3 protein-coding genes are annotated in these 22,724 nt (G+C 51.4%); all 3 read right to left on the bottom strand.

Going from position 1 to position 22,724, the window contains the following annotated elements; genetic code table 11:
• Window positions 1-9,306, bottom strand: a 9,306-nt coding sequence (locus tag FE394_RS02815; protein ID WP_319924886.1) for a non-ribosomal peptide synthetase, incomplete at its 3' end; no start/stop codon positions are given.
• A gap of 4 nt (window positions 9,307-9,310) precedes the next feature.
• Window positions 9,311-19,399 (bottom strand): non-ribosomal peptide synthetase, encoded by a 10,089-nt coding sequence (locus tag FE394_RS02810; protein ID WP_319924885.1) that lies wholly within the window; start codon window positions 19,397-19,399, stop codon window positions 9,311-9,313.
• 35 nt (window positions 19,400-19,434) lie between these two features.
• Entirely contained in the window at window positions 19,435-22,674 is a 3,240-nt protein-coding gene (locus tag FE394_RS02805) for a non-ribosomal peptide synthetase (protein WP_319924884.1), read from the bottom strand.
• Window positions 22,675-22,724 lie beyond the last annotated feature (50 nt).

The following is a 22,724-nucleotide window of genomic DNA, read 5'->3' as shown; positions in this document are numbered from 1 at the left end:
TTTGGTGCTGAAAGGATCGATAACAAATTTCTCTGCCGTCAGTTCCGGTCGATTCAGATAACCACGGGCAACCCCTGCGCCAGCAATGTGAATTTCGCCGCTGACACCGATAGGAACGGGGTGTCCGAGCGCATTCAGAATATAAATGCGGGTATTGGGCAGCGGATAGCCAATCGGAATGTTATCAGTGATATCAGGGTATTGTTTGTTGTCTAATTTCAGTGTCGTCGCAATAACCGTAGTTTCGGTCGGGCCATAGGAGTTGATCCAACGGCAGGATTGCGTTTCCGGCATAGATTGCCAGTTGAGCAGATGACGGAGTTCCGCTTTCTCGCCCCCGACAATCACTGTATGTAAATGTCGGCCGAATCCGCTGCGTCCTGCCGTCATCTCCTGCACCCATTGGTGCCAGAAAGCGGTCGGCATATCGATGATGGTGATTTGCTGCTGATTTAACAGGGCGACAAATTCCTCATCCGGTACGCGGATATGATCAGGGCGCAGAACCAGTGTTGCTCCCGAGGCGAGGGTCGGGAAGATATCCGACACGGAGGTATCAAATGCCACAGTGGCAAATTGCAGGATGCGATCTCCTGACTGTGGTTCACTGGTTTTGTGTTGAACATGGATAAAGTTCACCACATTGCGATGTTCCAGCATGACCCCTTTGGGCTGTCCGGTTGAGCCGGAAGTATAGATGATATAAGCCAGATGATGCGGTTTTAGCCCCATCTGGTGGGTGTCAGGATTGCATTCAGGCTGTTTTGCCACGTTATCCTGATAAGTTGCATTATCCATCAGCCAGACGTTTAAGTCCTGTGTCGGCAAGCGTGACTGTAAATGTTGCCGGGTCAGTAGCAATACCGGTTTGCTGTCTGATAACTGATAGGCCAGTCGGTCGGCCGGATATTCAGGATCGAGCGGAACGTAACCCGCACCCGCCTTAAGGATACCGTACATGCCAACGATCATATCCAGACTGCGCTCAACACAAATCGCGACGCGGTTATCCGGACGAACACCCGCCGCAATCAGGCTGTGTGCCAGTTGGTTGGCGCGGCGATTCAGTTGTGCATAACTTAATTGCGTATCACCAAATATTAACGCAGTGGCATCTGGTGTCCGCTCTGCCTGTTGTTCGAACAGTTGATGAATCAACATATCCTGAGGATAGTCCAAATCAGTGTCGTTAAAATCCACCAATAATTGACTGCGTTCTGCCGATGGCAGGATATCGATTGACTGAATAGCTTGTTCAGGCGCACTTTGCAGTGCCGTCACAATGCCTTGCAACGCAGTATTCACGTAAGCGTTAATGCGTACCGGATTAACTTGCTGGTTGCATTGTGCCGTCAGTTCAAAACCGTCATCAAAATCGTCTACGTCCAGCGACAACGGGTAGTTACTGCGCTCTTCACTTCCCAGTTCCTGAATGCCTTCCCAGGCCGGTGAATCGGATTGCTCATCATCGCGCGGGCTATGGCGGAAATTGAGCAGGCTGTTAAACAGTGGCAGCGATGCCTGAACACGGCTGCAACGTTGGGCTATCGCCAGAGGTGTCTGTTCATGATCCAACAATTCACTCAAGTGCTGATAGGTTTCCTGTACTGCCTGTTTAACCGTACGTCCGTGCAACTGAATACGGACAGGCAGGGTATTGATAAACATACCGAGCACCTGGGAAGCACCAATGCCACCTTGCAATCGACCCAGCAGCACTGTACCGAATACCACATCATCCCGACCACAGCATTGGGCCAATACCTGTGCCCATGCGACATGGAACAGAACCGCTGAACTGATGCCCTGCTGGCGGGCACAATCACGGATCTGCTGTGCCAGTTCGTTATCCAGTGTGAAGATATCCTCCACTATTTCTTTATGCTCATCCTTGTGTCCATCGCGGTTGCCTCCCTGTACATCCAATAATCCAAAGGGGAGTGTCGGCTCTTCCACATCGCCCAGTAATTGCTGGAAATAGGCTTTGTGTACCTCAATCGGTACTTTGCGGATCTGGGCAATAAAATTACGGTAAGGAACGGTGGCGGGCAGATTATCTGCTTCACCCGTGAGCAGTGCCTGTATTTCACTGAAAATGATTTCCAGCGATAAATGGTCACAGACCAGATGGTGATGCAGCAAGCTCAGCCACCACAGTCCGGAGTCGGGGTCTTTGGCAATGTGGCCTGCCAATAACGGGGCTTTGGTGATATCCAGCCGTATTGTGTCCGGGTCGGTGAGACGTTGTAATTGAGATTCCGCACTTTCTTCCGCTGACAGCGTAACCTCCGTAACAGGCAACGGCGCGTGGCGGTAGACAACCTGTACCGGTGTGGGCAACTCCTGCCAGTGGAAAGCGCTGCGTTGAATATCATGTCGGTCAATAACCTGCTGGAGTGCCTGCAAGAAACTATCCAGCCGGACCCGGCTGTCAAAGTTTATGAGGATGTTTTCAAGGTAAGTGTCGCCTTTTTCTTCCAGCAAGTGGTGGAATAAAATACCTTCCTGCAATGGCCCGAGCGGGTAGATATCCTGAATGTTGGCAACGCCTCCCGGTACATGGCCAACAATTTGATCAATCTGCTCCTGTGTCAATTCCACCAGTGGCAGCATATCTGGCGTAATGGCCTGACTATCTGGCTGGATTAAATTAGGCGGTGCAGCCAGTGCATCGGTATCCTGTTCGCTGTTTTTACTCAGGCGGGCACTCATGGCAGCGAGTGTCGGCGCAGAGAATACCGCGCTGACATCAATGGACAGGCCTTGCTGACGCAATTGTTCTATCAGGCTGACGACCAGCAGCGAATGTCCTCCGAGTTCAAAGAAATTGTCGTAGCGTCCGACCTGCGCCAGTCCCAACAGGGATTGCCAGACAGCCGCGAGTTTTTGCTCAGTTTCTCCTTGCGGTGCTTCGTATTCACGGCTGACGGTGGCGGTATGATCGGGTGCGGGCAATGCCTTGCGATCCAGTTTGCCGTTGGCAGAGAGCGGGAAAGCCTCCAGTATGACAAACGCACTGGGCAGCATATATTCCATCAGGCGAGTGCTCAGTTGTTCGCGCAGATTTGCAGGTGTCAGCGTGAAGCCTGTTTTCGGGATCACGTAAGCTATCAGGCGCTTGTCATTCGTTCCCTCTTCACGGGCGATGACGACCGCATCGCGGACGCCCTCACAGGCCGCCAATTGTGTCTCAATTTCCCCTAATTCAATGCGGAAGCCACGGATCTTGACCTGAAAATCATTGCGCCCCAGATATTCAATCATGCCATTCGGCAACCAACGCCCTAAATCACCAGTTTTGTACATACGTGCATCCGTCTGTCCACTAAACGGATCAGTGACAAACTTCTCTGCGGTTAAATCATCCCGGTTCAGATAACCACGGGCAACACCTTCCCCACCGATATGGATTTCACCGCTGACGCCGATAGGAACGGGCTGGCCATGCGTATCCAGAATATAAATACGGGTATTGGGCAGCGGATAACCAATCGGGATCGTGTTTTCGAAATGCAGGGATTCTTTGGCATCCAGCTTCAGTGTCGTGGCAATGACGGTAGTTTCGGTCGGGCCATAGGAGTTAATCCAGCGGCAGGATTGGGTTTCCGGACTGGACAGCCAATTGATTAAATGGCGGTATTCTGCTTTCTCGCCCCCCACAATGATGGTGTGCAGGTCAGGGCTGAAACCACTGCGACCGGCGGTCATTTCCTGTACCCATTGATGCCAGAACGCGGTCGGCATATCCATAATCGTGATTTTTTGTTCGCGCAAGAAATTAACAAAAGTAATATCCGGTATTCTGATATGAGGCGGTCGCAGAACCAGTGTGGCACCGGAGGCCAGCGTCGGGAAAATATCAGACACTGAGGTGTCGAATGCCATAGTCGCGAATTGCAGAATACGATCACCGGACTGAGGCTCGCTGGTTTGGTGTTGGACGTGGATAAAACTCACCACATTATGATGTTCCAGTAACACCCCTTTAGGCATTCCGGTTGAACCGGAAGTGTAGATGATATAGGCCAGATGATGCGGTTCAAGCCCCAGCAGTTTGGCATCAGGGTTTTGTACAGACTGTTCTGCCACGTTATTGCGGTGCGTTTCATCATCCAGTAACCAGACAGACATGTCTTGCATTGCCGGCAGGAGTCCCTGTAAATGCTGTTGAGTCAGCAGCAACACTGGTTTGCTGTCTGACAACTGATAGGCCAGCCGTTCGGCCGGATATTCAGGATCGAGCGGAATATAACCCGCGCCAGCCTTAAGAATACCGTACATGCCGATAATCATATCCAAACCACGATCGACACACAGGGCAACACGATCATCAGGACGGATGCCGGACGCAATGAGCTGGTGAGCCAATTGGTTGGCATGTTGGTTCAGTTCAGCATAACTCAGTTCAGTTTCGCCGAAGACCAGCGCGATGGCATCAGGGGTGCGTTCGACTTGCTGCTCAAACAGTTGGTGGATTAAAACATCTTGCGTGTGAGTGAACGTGCTGTCGTTGAACGTTTCCAGTAATTGGGTGCGTTCTGCCTGTGACAAGATATCGATAGCTTCAATCGCTTGTTCAGGCGCATATTGCAGCGCTGCCACAATCCCTTTCAGCGCCATGTCCATATAGGCATTGATGCGGGCCGGATTAATCTGCTGGCTGCACTGGGCGGTCAGGGCAAATCCGTCATCAAAATCATCCACATCCAGCGACAGCGGGTAATTACTGTGTTCTTCACCTTCCAGTTCCTGAATGCCTTCCCAGGCCGATGAAGTGGATTGTTCATCGGCACGCGGACTATGACGGAAGTTGAGCAGGCTGTTAAACAACGGTAATGGTGCCTGAATGCCGCTGCAACGCTGGGCGACAGCCAGTGGTGCCTGCTCATGTTCCAGAAGTGCGCTTAGCTGCTGATAAGTTTCCTGTACGGCCTGCTTAACCGTTCGTGCCTGTAATTTAACGCGGACAGGCAGGGTATTGATAAACATACCCAGCACTTCGGAAGCGCCGATACCGCCTTGCAGTCGTCCCAGCAGCACTGTACCGAATACCACATCGTCCCGTCCGCTGCATCGCGCCAATACCTGCGCCCATGCCACATGGAACAGCACGGCGGCGCTCATGCCCGACTGACGGGCACAATCGCGCAGATTTTTCGCCAGCGTGCTATCCAGTGTGAAGACATTCTCCACGATTTCATTCAGGCTGCCGCCCTGAACATCCAATAATCCGAAAGGCAGGGTGGGTTCTTCCACGTCACTCAATAACTCGCGGAAATAGGCTTGGTGAACTTCCAACGGCACATTGCGGATCTGGGCAATGAAATTGCGGTAAGGCAGGGGCGTTGGCAGGTTGTCACTCTCACCCAACAGGATCGATTGCACTTCACCGAAGATTATGTCCAGTGAAATGTGGTCACAAACTAAATGGTGGTAGAGCAAGGAGAGCAGCCATTGGCCGGAATCCGGATCTTGGGCGATATGCGCAGCTAACAGTGGCGCTTTGGTAATATCCATCCGAACCACACGAGAATCAGTGAGACGGCGCAATTGAGCTTCGGCGCTCTCTTCTGCTGATTTTCTATCTGCCAGTGTGAGTTCAATAATTGGCAGCGGTGTACGGCGATAGACAACCTGAACGGGTTTAAGCAGTTCTTTCCAGTGCATGGCGCTGCGTAAAATATCGTGCCGGTCGATCACTTGCTGAAGTGCTTGCAGGAAACGATCCAGTCGTGTCCGGCTGTCAAAAACCACTAAATGATTATCCAGATAGAGGTCACCTTCCGTTTCCAGCAAGTGATGGAACAGAATGCCTTCCTGCAAGGGTCCCAGTGGGTAGATATCCTGAATATTGGCAATACCGCCTGTCACGTGGGCAACAATCTGGTCTATCTGGTTTTGTTCCAACTCGGCCAGTGGCAGCATATCTGGCGTGATGGCCTGACTATCCTCACGGATTAGATTAGGCGGAATATCCGGAATGGCGGCAGTCTGGGTGGTATTCTGACTGATAAGGGTGCTCATTGCCGCCAGTGTCGGCGAGGAGAAAACGGCGCTGACATCAAGGGAAAGACCCTGCTGGCGGAGCTGTTCAATCAGGTTGACTACCAGTAATGAATGTCCGCCCAGTTCAAAGAAGTTATCCTGACGCCCGATTTGTTCCAAACTCAGCAGAGATTGCCAGATTGATGCCAGTTTCGGCTCGATATCTCCTTGTGGCGCTTCGTATTCACGGCTGACAATGGCGGTATGGTCAGGAGCAGGCAAGGCTTTGCGCTCCAGCTTGCCGTTGGCGGACATCGGGAAAGCCTCCAGTATCACAAATGCGCTGGGCAGCATATGATCCATTAATCGGGTGCTTAACTGTTCGCGCAGGTGAGACGGGCTGAGAGTGACGCCTGATTGCGGGATCAGGTAAGCAACCAGCCGCTTGTCTCCCAATGTTTCTTCACGGGCGATAACGACCGCATCGCTGACGCCTTCACAGGCGGCCAGTTGTGCCTCAATTTCCCCCAGCTCAATGCGGAAACCGCGGATCTTGACCTGAAAGTCATTGCGTCCCATATACTCAATCATGCCGTTCGGCAGCCAGCGTCCCAAATCGCCGGTTTTATACATGCGGGCATCGGGCTGTTCACTGAATGGGTCAGCGACAAATTTCTCTTTCGTTAAATCGGGGCGATTCAGATAACCCCGGGCAATCCCTGCGCCAGCAATGTGAATTTCGCCGCTGACGCCGATAGGAACGGGCTGATCATGTGCATCCAGAATATAAATGCGGGTATTGGGCAGCGGGTAACCAATCGGAATATCATTGACGATATGTAAAGACTGCTTGTCTTTTATCGTCAATGTCGTGGCGATGACCGTCGCTTCGGTCGGGCCATAGGAGTTGATCCAGCGGCAGGCCCGGGTTTCCGGACTGGACAGCCAATTGATTAAATGACGATATTCTGCTTTTTCCCCACCTACAATAATGGTGTGCAGGTCAGGGCTGAAACCACTGCGACCTGCCGTCATCTCCTGTACCCAGTGATGCCAGAACGCGGTCGGCATATCCATGATCGTGATCTTTTGTTGGCGCAAGAAATTAACAAAAGTGATATCCGGTATTCTGATGTGAGGCGGGCGCAGAACCAGTGTGGCACCGGAGGCAAGGGTCGGGAAAATATCCGACACCGAGGTATCAAATGCGACGGTCGCAAATTGCAGGATGCGATCGCCCGGCTGTGGTTCGCTGGTCTGACGCTGGGCGTGGATAAAATTCACTACATTGCGGTGTTCCAGCATCACCCCTTTGGGCATTCCGGTTGAACCGGAAGTGTAGATAATGTAGGCCAGATGGTGCGGTTGAAGCCCCAGCAGGTGTGCATCAGGATTATCAGTCGGTTGTTGTGCTACGCTGCTCCGGTTCTGTTCATCATCCAGCTGCCAGACATTGATATCCTGTACGGGCAAACGTGCCTGCAAATGCTGTTGGGTCAGCAGTAATACCGGTTTGCTGTCTGATAACTGATAGGCCAATCGGTCAGCGGGGTATTCCGGATCAAGCGGAATATAGCCCGCTCCTGCCTTCAGGATGCCGTACATGCCGATAATCATATCCAGACTGCGGTCGGCGCAGATGGCGACGCGATCATCAGGGCGAACACCGGAGGCGATCAGGTGATGCGCCAGTTGGTTGGCGTGACGATTCAGTTCCGCATAACTCAGTTGGCTATCGCCAAATATTAATGCAATAGCATCAGGTGTCCGTTCCACTTGTTGCTCAAACAGTTGGTGGATAAGCTGCTCTTGTGAGTACGGGAAGGCAGTATCGTTGAAATCCACCAAGACTTGTGCGCGCTGTTGAGGTTGCAGGAGTGGCAAATCTTCCACATGCTGCGAATCATCCCTGACCATCGCCGTCAGTAACGTTTGCAGGTAACCGGCGATGCGCTCAACGCTGGCATGGTCGAACAGGTCGCTGGCATACTCCAAATCACCCACTAAGCCATTTTCAGTGTCATTCATGGAGAGTGACAGGTCGAAATGCGAACTCTCTTCGGTGAGATTGATTTCGCTGATTAGGGTGCCCGGCAGTTCAATACTTTGTTGTCCCGGCGTATTGTCCACTGACATCATAACCTGAAAAATCGGGCTATGGCTGAGGCTGCGCGGCGGTTTCAGGGCCTCGACCAATTGTTCGAAAGGCAGATCCTGATGTGCATACGCTTTTAGGGCATGTTGTCTGATCTGAGCCAACAAATCGCTGACACGTGGGTTATCATCCAACTGAATCCGTAGCGCCAATGTATTGACAAAGAAACCGATCAGCGGCTCCAGTTCGCGATGTTGTCGGTTGGCTACCGGTGTGCCTATCACTAAATCTTTCTGCCCGCTGAGACGGGACAGCAACGTTGCCCATCCTGCCATCAGGGTCATGAATAATGTCGTGCCGTGACGCTGGCTGAGTGCCCGTAATCCGGTACTGACTTCCTGTGGCAGAGCAATACTGACACTTCCTCCTGCATAACTCTGTTTTTCCGGACGTGGCCTGTCGGTGGGAAGTTCCAGAAGCGCGGGTGCGCCCTGCAACGCATCACGCCAGAAATTAATTTGTTTTTCCAGAACTTCTCCCTGTAACCACTGCCGCTGCCAGAGGGAATAGTCGGCATACTGGAGCATCAGGGCAGGCAGGGGATCATCTTGTCCTTCGCTGAATGCGTGGTAAAGGGTGGACAGTTCCTGCATCAGGATATTGAGCGACCAACCATCGGAAATAATGTGATGTTGGGTTAACAGCAGAATATGCTCATTTTCCGTTAATCGCAGGAGTCGCCCCCTGATCAGGGGGCCGTGTTCAAAATCAAATGGCAGGTTGGTTTCACGCTGGGCTATGTCACTGACAGCGATTTGTCGTTCTGTTTCAGGCTGGTGGCTGAGATCTTCAATAACCAGCGAGAAACCCCTCTCTGGCTTGCCAATAATCTGCTGAGTCTGTCCTTCGACCATGCTGATAGTGGTACGCAGAATTTCATGGCGGGCGACAACTTTATCCAGTGCAGTTTGCAGGGCGGTCAGATTCAGATGGCCTTGCAGACGCAGGCCACCCGGAATATGGTACGCTGTCTGCGCGGACGGATCTAACTGTGCCAGAAACCACAAGCGTTGCTGCGCCCAGGACAGAGGCAGTGTCTGTTGATCAGCCGCTCTCGGGACTATCTGGTTTTTTTCCCCGACCTGACTATTCTGGATGCGTTCTTTAATTTTTTTCTGGAGCACCGCTTGTCTTAATTTCAGCAGGGTCTGTTCGTTATTACTCATTTAATTAATTATCTCCATTTAACAGGGCGCGCAGTTCATCTTCAGACAAGCTCTCCAATTCTTTTTGCAGCGATTCGATATCTTCTTGTGCGAAAAAGGTTTCAATTTGTCTTGACGCGATAAGTTCAGCGAGTTCAATAAGTGTTGAATGAGCAAATATGTCTGTGATTGAGACTTCAAGACGGAATTCATCACGCAGCCTTGCCATTAACTGGATGATCGACAGCGAATTTCCACCTAAATCAAAGAAACTGTCATGACGTCCTACCTGTTCCAGTCCCAGAAGCGTTTGCAGAATGATGGCAATCTGCTGTTCGATCTCCCCGTCGGGCGCTTCATATTCACGGCTGGCGATGGCGGCACGATCCGGTGCCGGCAGCGCTTTGCGATCCACTTTGCCGCTGGCGGTCAGAGGGAAAGACTCCAGCATGACAAAGGCGTTGGGGATCATATAGCTGGCTAAATGGATACTTAGCTGTTCACGCAGGTTATTGGCATCAGGCGCTGTATCCGGTGTGGTGTCGGGTTGTGGGATGACATAAGCCACCAACCGTTTATCACCGCCATCTTCTTCGCGAGCCACAACCAGTGCTTCCCTGACACCGGAGCAGGCCAGTAACTGCGCTTCGATTTCGCCCAGTTCAATGCGGAAACCACGGATCTTGACCTGAAAATCATTGCGTCCCAGATACTCAATCGTGCCGTCGGGCAGCCAGCGTCCCAGATCACCGGTTTTGTACATGCGGGCATCGGGTTGTTGGCTGAACGGATTGGCAACAAATTTCTCTGCGGTTAAATCGGGTCGATTCAGATAACCACGGGCAACACCCGTACCCGCAATGTGGATCTCTCCGCTCACACCAAGAGGAACAGGATGGCCGAGCGTGTCCAGAATATAGATTTGGCTATTGGCGTTCGGATGACCAATCGGCATCACACTGTCGAAAGACCCGGTGCTGTTATCCACAATCAGGTTAGTGGCTATTACTGTAGTTTCCGTTGGGCCATAGGTATTTATCCAGCGGCAATGGCGGGTTTCCGGAAGCGCCTGCCAATCTGTCCAGTGGTGGTATTCCGCTTTCTCCCCGCCGACAATGATCGTGTGTAAATGAGGGCTGAAACCCACACGACCCGCTTTCATTTCCTGCACCCAGTGATGCCAGAACGCCGTCGGCAGATCGATAATCGTAATCTTCTGCTCAGTCAGATAATCGACAAATGCCGTATCCGGTACGCGAATATGCGCGGGACGCAGGACAAGTGTTGCCCCTGCCGCCAGCGTTGGGAAAATATCAGACACCGACGTATCAAACGCCACAGTGGCAAATTGCAGGATGCGATCCCCGCGCTGAGGCTGGCTGATTTGATGTTGGGCATGGATAAAGCCCACCACATTGCGGTGTTCAATCATCACACCTTTAGGCTGTCCTGTTGAGCCGGAGGTGTAAATGATATAGGCCAGATGGTGCGGCCGAATCCCCAGCTTCCCGGCGTCAGGATTATGCACAGGTTGTTGTGCCACGCTGTTCCGGTGTGTGTCATTGTCCAGTAACCAGACGGACATGTTCTGTAGCGGCAGGCGGATCTGTAAATGCTGTTGGGTCAGCACCAGCACAGGATTGCTGTCCGATAACTGATAGGCCAGCCGATCGATGGGATATTCGGGATCGAGCGGAACATAGTTTGCCCCGGCCTTGAGAATGCCCAGCATGGCAATAATCATATCCGGACTACGTTCAGTACACAGGGCAACATGATCGTCAGGGCGCACACCAAAGGCAACCAAGTGGTGTGCCAGTTGGTTGGCACGGCGGTTCAGTTCCGCGTAACTCAATTGAGTATCACCAGATTCCAGCGCGATGGCATCAGGTATCTGAGCCGCTTGCTGCTCGAACAATTGATGAATCAGCATATCTTGCTGATAGGCCAGTTCAGTGTCGTTAAAGCCCCGCAATAACTGATCGCGCTCAGCCAATGGCATGATGTCGATCGCTTCAATTAATTCTTTTGATGATTGCTTTAATGAATGTTCTGATTGCAACGCTGACACCATCTCTTTCAGCGCAATTTCCATATAAGCATTCAAACGTGCCGGATTGATTTGCGGACTGCATTGGGCCGTGAGGGCAAATCCGTTATCGAAATCATCGACATCCAGCGCCAGCGGATAGTTGCTGCGTTCTTCGCCACTGAGTATTTCCACACCGTCCCAAATTTGCGCAGTGGATTGCGTTTCGTCACGCGGGCTATGGCGGAAGTTGAGCAGGCTGTTAAACAGCGGAAGCGGAGCCTGAATGCCGCTGCAACGCTGGGCAACCGCCAATGGAGCCTGTTCGTGATCCAGTAATTCACTGAGTTGCTGATAGGTTTCCTGTACGGCCTGCCGGACGGTACGTGCCTGTAAGCGAATGCGGATCGGCAGGGTATTGATAAACATACCGAGCACTTGGGAAGCACCGATACCGCCTTGCAGCCGTCCCAGCAGAACCGTGCCGAATACCACATCGTCCCGTCCGCTGCATCGTGCCAATACCTGCGCCCAGGCGACATGGAACAATACCGCAGCACTTATGCCCTGCTGACGGGCACAGTCACGCAGATTGCGGGCCAAATCGCTGTCCAGAGTGAGAATGTCTTCCGTGATTTCGTTATGGCTATTTTGACTATCTTCATCATGAGTGCCGCCCTGTACGTTGAGCAATCCAAACGGCAGGGTCGGTTCTTCCACATCGCCTAGCAGTTCACGGAAATAAGCCTGATGCACTTCCTGCGGTACGTTGCGGGTCTGGGCGATGAAATTGCGGTAAGGCAGAGGCGCAGGCAGGTTGTCTGTTTCCCCTGAAGCCAGTGTTTTAACTTCATTGAAGATCATCGCCAGAGAAACGTGGTCACAAACTAAATGGTGGTGCAGCAAGGAGAGCAACCATTTTCCCGATTCAGGATCTTGGACAATATGTGCTGCCAGCAACGGAGCTTTGGTGATATCCATCCGTACCGTGCGGGAGTCAGTGAGGCGGCGTAATTGTGCTTCGGCGCTATTTTTCTCAGAGCTTTCCCCTGCGCTTTCCGCTGATTTTTCTACTGACAGGCTTTTTACTGATTTGTCTACTGACAGCGTGAGTTCGGTAACAGGCAGTCGTGCGCGGCGATAGACTACTTGCACAGGCTCCGGCAGCTCTTGCCAGTGGACAGCGCTGCGCAGGATGTCATGTCGGTCAATGACCTGTTGGAATACCTGAAGGAAGCTATCCAGACGTGTCCGGCTGTCGAAAGCCATAAGCTGGCTGTCCAGATAGGTATCGCCTTCTTCTTCCAGCAAGTGGTGGAACAGGATCCCCGCCTGCAAAGGTCCCAGCGGATAGATATCCTGAATATTGGTGATACCTTCAGGAACAAGGCTGACAATTTGGTCGATCTGGTTTTGTGCCAATTCCACCAATGGCAACATGTCTGGCGTAATGGCCTGACTGTCTTCGTGGATCAGATTCGGCGGAATGGTCAGAGCATTGCTATCCTGATCGGCATTATGGTGTAAACGCGCGCTCATCGATGCCAGAGTCGGCGCTGAGAAGACGCTGCTGACATCAAGGGACAGCCCATGCTGACGCAGTTCTTCAATCAGGTTGACGACCAGTAATGAATGTCCGCCCAGTTCAAAGAAGTTATCCTGACGCCCGATTTGTTCCAAACTCAGCAGAGATTGCCAGACCGATGCGAGTGTCTGCTCGGTTTCTCCTTGTGGTGCCTCATATTGACGATTGACGATGGCAGTATGGTCGGGCGCGGGCAGCGCTTTGCGATCCAGTTTACCGTTGGCGGAGAGCGGGAAAGCATCCAGTATCACAAATGCGCTGGGAAGCATGTGTTCCATCAGGCTGGCGCTCAATTGCTCACGCAAATCTGATGGATTGAGTGTCATGCCTGACTGCGGGATCAGGTAGGCGACCAGACGCTTATCACCCGGACCTTCTTCACGGGCAACCACTACGGCATCACTGACACCTTCACAAGCCGCCAATTGCGTCTCAATTTCGCCCAATTCAATACGGAAGCCACGTATTTTGACCTGAAAATCGTTGCGTCCCAGATATTCAATCGTGCCGTTCGGCAGCCAGCGACCCAGATCGCCGGTTTTATACATACGCGCATCCGTTTGTTGGCTAAATTGGCAGAATGGGTCGGTGACAAACTTCTCTGCGGTTAAATCGTCCCGATTCAGGTAACCACGGGCAACGCCTGCGCCAGCAATGTGAATTTCGCCGCTGACGCCGATAGGAACGGGCTGGCCATGTGTATCCAGAATATAAATACGGGTATTGGGCAGCGGATAACCAATCGGGATCGTGCTTTCGGAATGCAGGGATTCTGTGCTGTCCAGCTTCAGCGTTGTGGCAATGACGGTGGTTTCGGTCGGGCCATAGGAGTTAATCCAGCGGCAGGATTGGGTTTCCGGATTGGAGCGCCAATTGATTAAATGGCGGTATTCCGCTTTTTCCCCACCCACAATAATCGTGCGCAGGTCAGGGCTGAAACCACTGCGGCCTGCCGTCATCTCCTGTACCCAGTGATGCCAGAATGCGGTCGGCATATCCATGATTGTGATCTTTTGTTCGCGCAAGAAATTAACAAAAGTGATATCCGGTATTCGGATATGAGGCGGTCGCAGAACCAAAGTGGCACCGGAGGCAAGGGTCGGGAAAATATCCGACACCGACGTATCAAATGCGACGGTCGCAAATTGCAGGATGCGATCGCCCGGTTGTGGCTCACTGGTTTGATGCTGGGCATGGATAAAATTCACCACATTCCGGTGTTCCAGCATCACCCCTTTGGGCTGTCCGGTTGAGCCGGAAGTATAAATAATGTAGGCCAGATGGTGTGGCCGGAGTCCCATTTGGCGGGCATCAGGATTATGGTTCGGTTGCTGTGCCAGCGTGTTGCGCTGGTTTTCATCGTCCAGCAACAAGATTGGTATGTCTTGTATGGGCAGCCTGTCCTGTAAATGATGCTGGGTCAGCAATAATGCGGGTTTGCTGTCTGTTAACTGATAGACCAGTCGTTCTGTGGGATATTCCGGATCAAGCGGAATATAGCCCGCTCCTGCCTTAAGTATCCCGTACATGCCGATAATCATGTCCAGACTGCGGTCGGCACAGATAGCGATACGGTCATCAGGACGTACACCAGAAGAAATCAGATAATGTGCCAATTGGTTGGCACGATGGTTCAGTTCCGCATAACTCAGTTTATTTTCACCAAGCTTTTCACCAAACAGCAGGGCAGTGGCATCGGGAGTCCGTTCTGCCTGTTGCTCAAATAGCTGGTGAATCAGCATTTCCTGCGGATAACTCAGTGCCGTATCGTTGAAATCCATCAACAACTGGCTGCGTTGTTGTGGTTGCAGCAGCGGTAATTCTTCCACCCGCAATGAATCATCCTCCGCCATTGCTTTCAGCAGGGTTTGCAGGTAGCTGGCGAAGCGTTCAATACTGGCACGATCAAACAAATCACTGGCATATTCCAATTCACCGATTAAACCTCTGTCGGTGTCATTCATGGACAGGGACAGGTCGAAATGAGTACTTTTCCGGATCGATGGCAATTCATCCAGCACGACATCGGCCAGCTCAAGAGTGCGCTGTATCGGCGTGTTATCCAACGCGAGCATCACCTGAAAGATGGGGCTGTGGCTCAGGCTGCGCGGAGGTTGCAGGGCTTCGACCAGTTGCTCGAACGGCAAATCCTGATGCACATAGGCTGCCAGGGCATGGGCTTTCACTTGTGCCAATAACGTGCTGACCGTGGGGTTTTCATCCAATTTAACCCTGAGCGCCATCGTATTGGTGAAGAAGCCGATTAATGGCTCTAATTCGCTGTGCTGTCGGTTAGCGACGGGCGTTCCAATAACGATATCCTGTTGACCACTGAGACGGGAAAGCAGGACTGACCAAGCCGCCATTAACGTCATAAACAGTGTGGAGCCATGTCGTTGGCTCAGGGCTTTTAAGCTGTCACTTAATTCAGGGGAGAGACTGAACGACACTTGATCCCCGCGATAACTCTGCACCGCAGGACGGATTCTGTCTGTCGGCAGTTCCAGTAATGCGGGTGCGCCTTGCAACGCATCACGCCAGAAATTCACCTGTTCTTCCAGAACGTCACCCTGCAACCACTGTCTTTGCCAGAGGGCATAGTCGGCATACTGGATTGTCAGCGCGGGAAGCGGATCGTCTTGTCCCTGATGGAAAGCATGATAAAGGGTGGTCAGTTCATACATTAATACATTCAGTGACCAGCCATCTGAAATCATGTGGTGTTGGGTCAGCAGCATCACATGTTCGTCGTCAGCCAGTTTCAGCAATTGACCACGGATTAATGGCTCCAGTGCAAAATCAAAGGGATGATTGGCTTCAAATCGGGTGGCATCATCAACAGCCGTCTGTTTTTCTGCTTCCGTTAACTGGCGAAGATCTTTGAACGTCAGGGCGAAACCACAATCAGCATCGGCAATGACTTGCCGGGCATGACCTTCCACCACCTTGATGGTGGTGCGCAGGATCTCATGACGGGCGACAATTCTGTCCAGCGTAGCTTGCAGGACATTCTGGTTCAGGTGGCCTGTCAGACGCAGCCCGCCAGAGATGTTATATGCCGTCTGGGCAGCGGGATCTAATTGCGCGAGGAACCACAAGCGTTGCTGCGCCCATGATAGCGGGAGGGCTTGTTGTCGGCTGGCGGGGAGGATTATCTGTTGTGCTGACTGATTGGCTGTGTCCAGCGATTGGGCCAGATCTGACAGGATCGGACGGGCGAACAGCTCCTGCAAGTCCACTTTGATGTTAAGGATGTTGCGTAAACGGGAAGCCATCTGTACGGTCAGTAACGAATGTCCGCCCAATTCAAAGAAATTGTCGTGGCGTCCCACTTGTTCCAGTCCCAGCAGGGATTGCCAGACTTCCGCCAGTTTTTGCTCGATTTCACCCTGAGGCGCTTCGTATTCACGACTGGCAATGGCTGTACGATCCGGCACAGGCAAGGCTTTACGATCCAATTTGCCACTTCCGGTCAGCGGAAATACGTCCAGAATAACAAAGGCGCTGGGGATCATGTGCTCCATCAGGTAAGTGCCCAGTTGTTCACGCAGTTGAGTCGGTTTCAGCGTGACATCAGGTTGTGGTATCAGATAGGCCACTAAACGTTTATCGCCGCTCTCTTCCTCACGGGCAATGACAATCGCATCCCTGACGCCTTCACAAGCCGCCAGCTGTGCTTCGATTTCGCCCAGTTCAATGCGGAAACCGCGCAGTTTGACCTGAAAATCATTGCGTCCCAGATATTCAATGGTGCCATTTGGCAGCCAGCGACCCAAATCGCCACTTTTATACATGCGGGCACCGACAAGCTTGCTGAACGGGTCGGCAACAAATTTCTCCGCCGTTAAATCGTCCCGATTCAGATAACCACGGGCAACACCGGCACCGCCGATGTGGATCTCTCCGCTGACACCGACAGGAACAGGCTGGCCAGAGGTATCCAGAATATAAATTTGGCTATTGGCGTTCGGGTAACCAATCGGAATAGAACCTGTGGTGTGGAATGAATCTTTGTCATTCAGGATCAGGTTCGTTGCCGTAATGGTAGTTTCAGTCGGGCCATAGGAGTTGATCCAGAGGCAGGATTGCGTATCAGGCAATGATTGCCAATCGACCAAGTGACGGTATTCTGCTTTTTCCCCGCCGACAATAACGGTATTCAGGCAGGGGCTGAAACCCACACGACCCGCTTTCATTTCCTGTACCCATTGATGCCAGAAGGCGGTTGGCACATCCATGATGGTGATTTTTTTCTGATTCAGAAAATCAATGAATTCCGTATCCGGTACGCGGATATGGGCAGGACGCAGGACAAGCGTTGCTCCGGCAGCCAGTGTGGGGAAAATATCAGACACTGAAGTATCAAATGCCATTGTGGCAAATTGCAGAATATGATCTTCGGGCCGGGGATGGCTGATCTGATATTGGGCGTGGATAAAACTGACCACATTGCGGTGTTCAAGCATAACCCCTTTCGGCAAACCCGTTGAGCCAGAGGTATAAATGATATAGGCCAGATGGTGTGGCATCAGTCCCAGTTGACTGGCGTCAGGATTATGTGTCGGTTGCTGTGTCAGCGTATTTTGATGCTCCTCACCATCCAGTAGCCAGACCGGAACGTCCGTTGCGGGTAAATCAGCCTGTAAATGCTGCTGGGTCAGCAGCAACATGGGTGTGCTGTCTGATAATTGGTAGGCCAAACGTTCAGCGGGATATTCCGGATCTAATGGAATATAGCCAGCGCCTGATTTGAGGATGCCCAACATGCCGATAATCATATCCAGACTGCGTTCGACACACAGGGCAACGTGAGCATCAGGCCGTATGCCAAATTCAATCAGGCGGTGTGCCAATTGGTTGGCACGTTGATTCAGCTCGGCATAACTCAGCTGGGTATCCTGATAAACCAGGGCCACCGCATCGGGCATTGCTTCGGCCTGCTGTTCAAATAGCTGGTGGATCAGCTTATCTTGCGGATAATCCAGTGCCGTGCCATTAAAATCCACCAGCAATTGCTCGCGCTGTTGTGGGGTCATCAACGGGAGTTCGGTCACTCGCCGGGCATCATCTGCCACCATTGCTGCCAGTAGGGTGTACAAGTGACCAGCCGTGCGTTCAATGGTCGCGTGATTGAACAGATCACAGGCGTATTCCAGATCACCCGTCACACCATTTTCGGTTTCATTCAGCGTCAATGTCAGGTCGAAGTAAGAACTGTCCCTGATTAACGGGCGTTCATCCAGCATTAATCCCGGCAGCTCGAAATGCCGTTGTCCCGGTGTATTGTCTGTTGACAGCATGACCTGAAAAATTGGGCTATGACTCAGGCTGCGCGGTGGTTTCAGGGTTTCGACCAACTGTTCAAAGGGCAGATCCTGATGGGCGTAGGCATTGATCGCCTGTTCTTTCACCTGTGCCAAAAGTTCGCTGACTGTGGGGTTATTGTGCAGTTGTACCCGCATCGCTAATGTATTGACAAAGAAACCGATCAGCGGGGCCAATTCAGGTTGTTGGCGATTGGCGACGGGAGTACCGATGACAATATCGTCCTGACCGCTGATGCGGGATAACAACGTGGCCCATCCGGCCAATAAAGTCATAAATAAGGTTGTGCCGTGGCGCTGGCTCAGATCTTTTAACCCTGCGTGTAATGCCGGAGGCAGGACAAGTTCAACACGTCCGCCAGTATAACTTTGCTTTGTCGGGCGCGGTCGATCGGTGGGTAATTCCAGAAGTGTGGGGGCATCCTGCAAGGTCTTGCGCCAGAAATCGACCTGTTTTTCCAGCATTTCGCCCTGTAACCAATTTTTTTGCCAGAGAACATAGTCAGCATACTGGATTGCCAGTGCTGGCATCGGGTCTGGCTGTCCCTGGCTGAATGCCTGATAAAGCGTAGACAGTTCGTGCATCAGCAGGCTGACTGACCAGCCATCGGAGACAATATGATGCTGGGTCAACAGCAGGATATGCTGATCTTCTGCCAGTTTCAGCAATCGCCCCCGCGCCAGAGGGCCATTAACAAAATCAAAGGGATGATTGGCCTCAAGATAGGCTGCTTTTTCAATCACCTCCTGCTTTTCTGCCGGAGTGAGTTTTTCTGTAGAAAATAGCTGGCTGAAATCCTCTTTTGTCAGAGAAAAACCACAGTCCGGGCTATCAATGACTTGCTGTGCTTCGTCTTCTACCGTCACGATTGTTGTACGCATCATTTCATGGCGGGCCACGATACAATCCAGGGCAGCTTGCAGGGCATCCAGATTCAGTCTGCCTTGTAGATTCAAACCTGCTGACATGTGATACGCCGTCTGTGCAGCAGGATCTAATTGGGCGAGGAACCACAAACGTTGCTGTGCCCATGATAATGGCACACCCTTATCGCGTACCTGAGGCATGATCTCTGTTTTTTGAGTAGACTGGCGGGCCAGTTTCGCTGATCTGGCTAACTCAAGTAGTCTTCTGCGTTCAGCTAATGGTAGAGACGAAAGCTCATTATTGTTCATTTTTTTATCACCATCCAAAACAAATAAAGTAAGACTTAATTCATTGATTTATAAATGTCTTTAAGAGAGTCCGGATCAAATTGCAGCAATAGGGAATCGATAATGCATTCTTCAAGTTGGTAGAGGGCCGGATGTGAAAACAGTTGATGAATGGATAACTCAACATCAAATGTATCTTTGATCTGCGCCTGTAGCTGTAGTACCAACAGAGAATGGCCGCCCAATTCGAAGAAATTGTCATAACGGCTTATCCGATCTAATCCCAACAACGCCTGCCAGATAGCAGCCAGTTGCTCTTCGGTTTCACCTTCCGGAGCGACATATTCGTTGGTTGTGAAGGCTGAGTGATCGGGAGCAGGCAGGGCTTTGCGATCAAGTTTGCCATTCGGGGAAAGAGGGAAAGCCTCCATCATCACAAAGGCACTCGGTATCATGTAATCGGCGAGATGTTTGCTCAATTGTTCGCGCAGTCGGGAGATACTTGGTGTGCAATCTTTGTCGGGGATCAGATACGCGACCAAACGTTTGTCTCCGGCTTCATTTTCACGGGCAATAACGACGGCTTCCCGGATATCGGCGCAGTCGGTCAGGCGGGTTTCAATCTCGCCCAATTCAATGCGTAACCCTCGGATTTTGACCTGAAAATCATTGCGTCCCAGATAGGCGATGCTGCCATCAGGTAACCAGCGTCCCAGATCGCCGGTTTTATACAGGCGGGCTTCCGGATCAGTACTGAACGGGTCAGCAATAAAACGCTCTGCGGTCAATTCCGGCAAGTTCAGATAACCACGGGCGACACCCACACCCCCGATATGAATTTCACCCGCAAGTCCTATTGGCACAGGTTCTCCGTCGGGATCGAGAATATAGATTTGGATATTGGTGATAGGGCGTCCAATCGGAACCTGTCCGGTATAACGATCCGGAACACATTGCCAGGCGGTAACATCAATCGCGGCTTCGGTTGGCCCATATAAGTTATGCAGTTCACTGTGAGGGAAATGAGTCAGACACTGCTGTTGTAAAGCATAGGGCAGGGCTTCCCCGCTGCATAAAATCTGGCGTAAGGAAGGGCAGCTATTTGCCGGGATATAATGAAGGAAACTTTGTAGCATGGAAGGCACAAAATGGAGCGTCGTAATGCCACGCGTTTCAATTTCTTCCCGTAAATATTCTGGTTCCTTGTGACCGCCGGGACGGGCCATCACTAATTGCGCACCAAACATCAGGGGCAGGAAAAACTCCCAGACCGAAACGTCAAAACTGAATGGGGTTTTTTGCAAGACCCGATCCTGAGGGGTTAACTGGTAGGTATCCTGCGCCCAAAGCAAACGGTTGACGACACCACGGTGCTCATTCATTACCCCTTTGGGCATCCCGGTCGAGCCGGACGTATAGAGCACATAGGCCAGATGGCGGGATGTCAGCCCTAAATGGGAGGCATCAGAGTTATCGTCGGATTGGCGGGCGATATCGGCCTGAACGGTTGGACTATCCAAATCCCAAATGGGAACTGCCGTGACAGGCAACTGCTCTTGTAAGCCATGATGAGTCAGCACGATCACGGGTTCACTGTCTGACAGAATGTAAGCGAGTCTGTCGGTGGGATATTCAGGATCGAGTGGCACATAAGCAGCCCCCGCCTTTAACGTACCCAGCAGGCCAACAACCATATCCAGACTGCGTTCCATGCAAATGGCGACCCGATCATCCGGGTGAACACCCGCGTTGATCAGCGCATGAGCCAGTTGGTTAGCCTGTTGATTCAATTCCGCATAACTGAGCTGTGTATTGCCACAAATCAGTGCTGTTGCATCGGGACTGCGTTCTGCCTGTTGCTCAATGAATTGGTGGATCAGTGCGTGTTGCGGGAAAGGTTTAGCGGTATTGTTGAAATCATGAATGACTTGCTGGCGAGCCTGTTTATCCATCAATGGCAAACGATTAACCGTCTGTTGCTCGTCATCTGCCATTGCCTCCAGCACTGTCAGAAGATTTTGCATGAGCTGCGAGATGAATTCAGTATCAAATATCGTGGTATCGTAATAAAAGGAGAACCGGAACTGGTCATCCGCCTCCAACATATTAACCATTAATGGAACGAGTACATCACCGTTGAAAGGGTAAGGGAAAGGTCGTAATTCGGCATTACCCCACTGTATTTTCACACTATCATCTTCCGCCATCCAGAGTGCTGGCAGCTCACCAATATATCTGGCCTTTTGGAAAATCATGACAGTCTGGTAAATGGGATGAACATCTGTATTGCGTTGCAATTGCAGTTGTTCCAGCACTTTGGTAAAGGGATATTTTTGGTTTTCAATACCCTGCCGGACCGTTTTAATCGCCTGCTTGATGTGCTCCCGCACCGTCATATCGCCGTTTATCTGGCTGCGCAAGGCGACGGGATTGATAAACTCACCGACCAATTTTCCCCAATTGGCGCGGGCTCGTCCCGGCATAATCGTACCGATAATGATGTCATCCTGTTCGGTATAGCGATTCAGCAGAATCTGATAGGCGGCCAGAAAGAGGGAAAACAGACTGTTATCATATGTTGCGGCCAGAGCTTGCAGTTTATGGACCAGAGGCTTGGGTACTTGTTTATATAAAGAGGTTTTACCTGTTGCAGGCGTGGCGCTATTTTTAGGCGGCCACTGAGATATGGCTAAATTACCTGACAACTTCTCCTGCCAAAATTGTTGCTGTTTTTTTGCCCTGCTGCTTTTTAGCCATTCTTGTTGCCATTCTACGTAATCGCTGAAACTATTTTCTGGAGCAGGTTCCAGTGGTTTCCCAGAAAGCAGGTCATCAAGTTCACCCAACAGTATCCAATAAGACCAGCCATCGACGACCAGATGATCAAATGCCAGCACTATTATGTTTTCTTGTTGATCACATTGATACCAGCAGGCATACAGCCGGAGTGGAGCCTCCAGATCAAGAAGATGCCAGCAGTCCTCCCGGACACGCTGTTCAAGGGTTTCTTCACTGAGATGTCGGGCATCATGTACTGTGAGTGTGATTTTAGAACTGTCTGCGATGGAATAGCTCAGTTCTCCATTATGGAGCCTGAAACTTGCCCGCAGCATCGGGTGTCTTTGCACTAATTTATTGAGAGCTTCCTCTAATCGTTCTATCGTCATGCCTTTAATTCGGGCACAAAATACACTATTATTTTGACCACGTTTGGCAGGGTCAATTTGATATTGAAACCAGCGGCTACTTTGCGCTTTTGATAAAGGGAATGATTTCAATTTCTCAGGGTAATTCATTCTATAACTCCCTTTTTATGGGTACATTAAAAATAAAAACTGATCACACT

It is taken from the genome of Xenorhabdus littoralis (assembly GCF_033949345.1).
Lineage (GTDB): Bacteria > Pseudomonadota > Gammaproteobacteria > Enterobacterales > Enterobacteriaceae > Xenorhabdus > Xenorhabdus littoralis.
The sequence above is the reverse complement of the archived record's forward strand: the minus strand, read 5'-3'. Positions and strand labels throughout refer to the sequence as shown.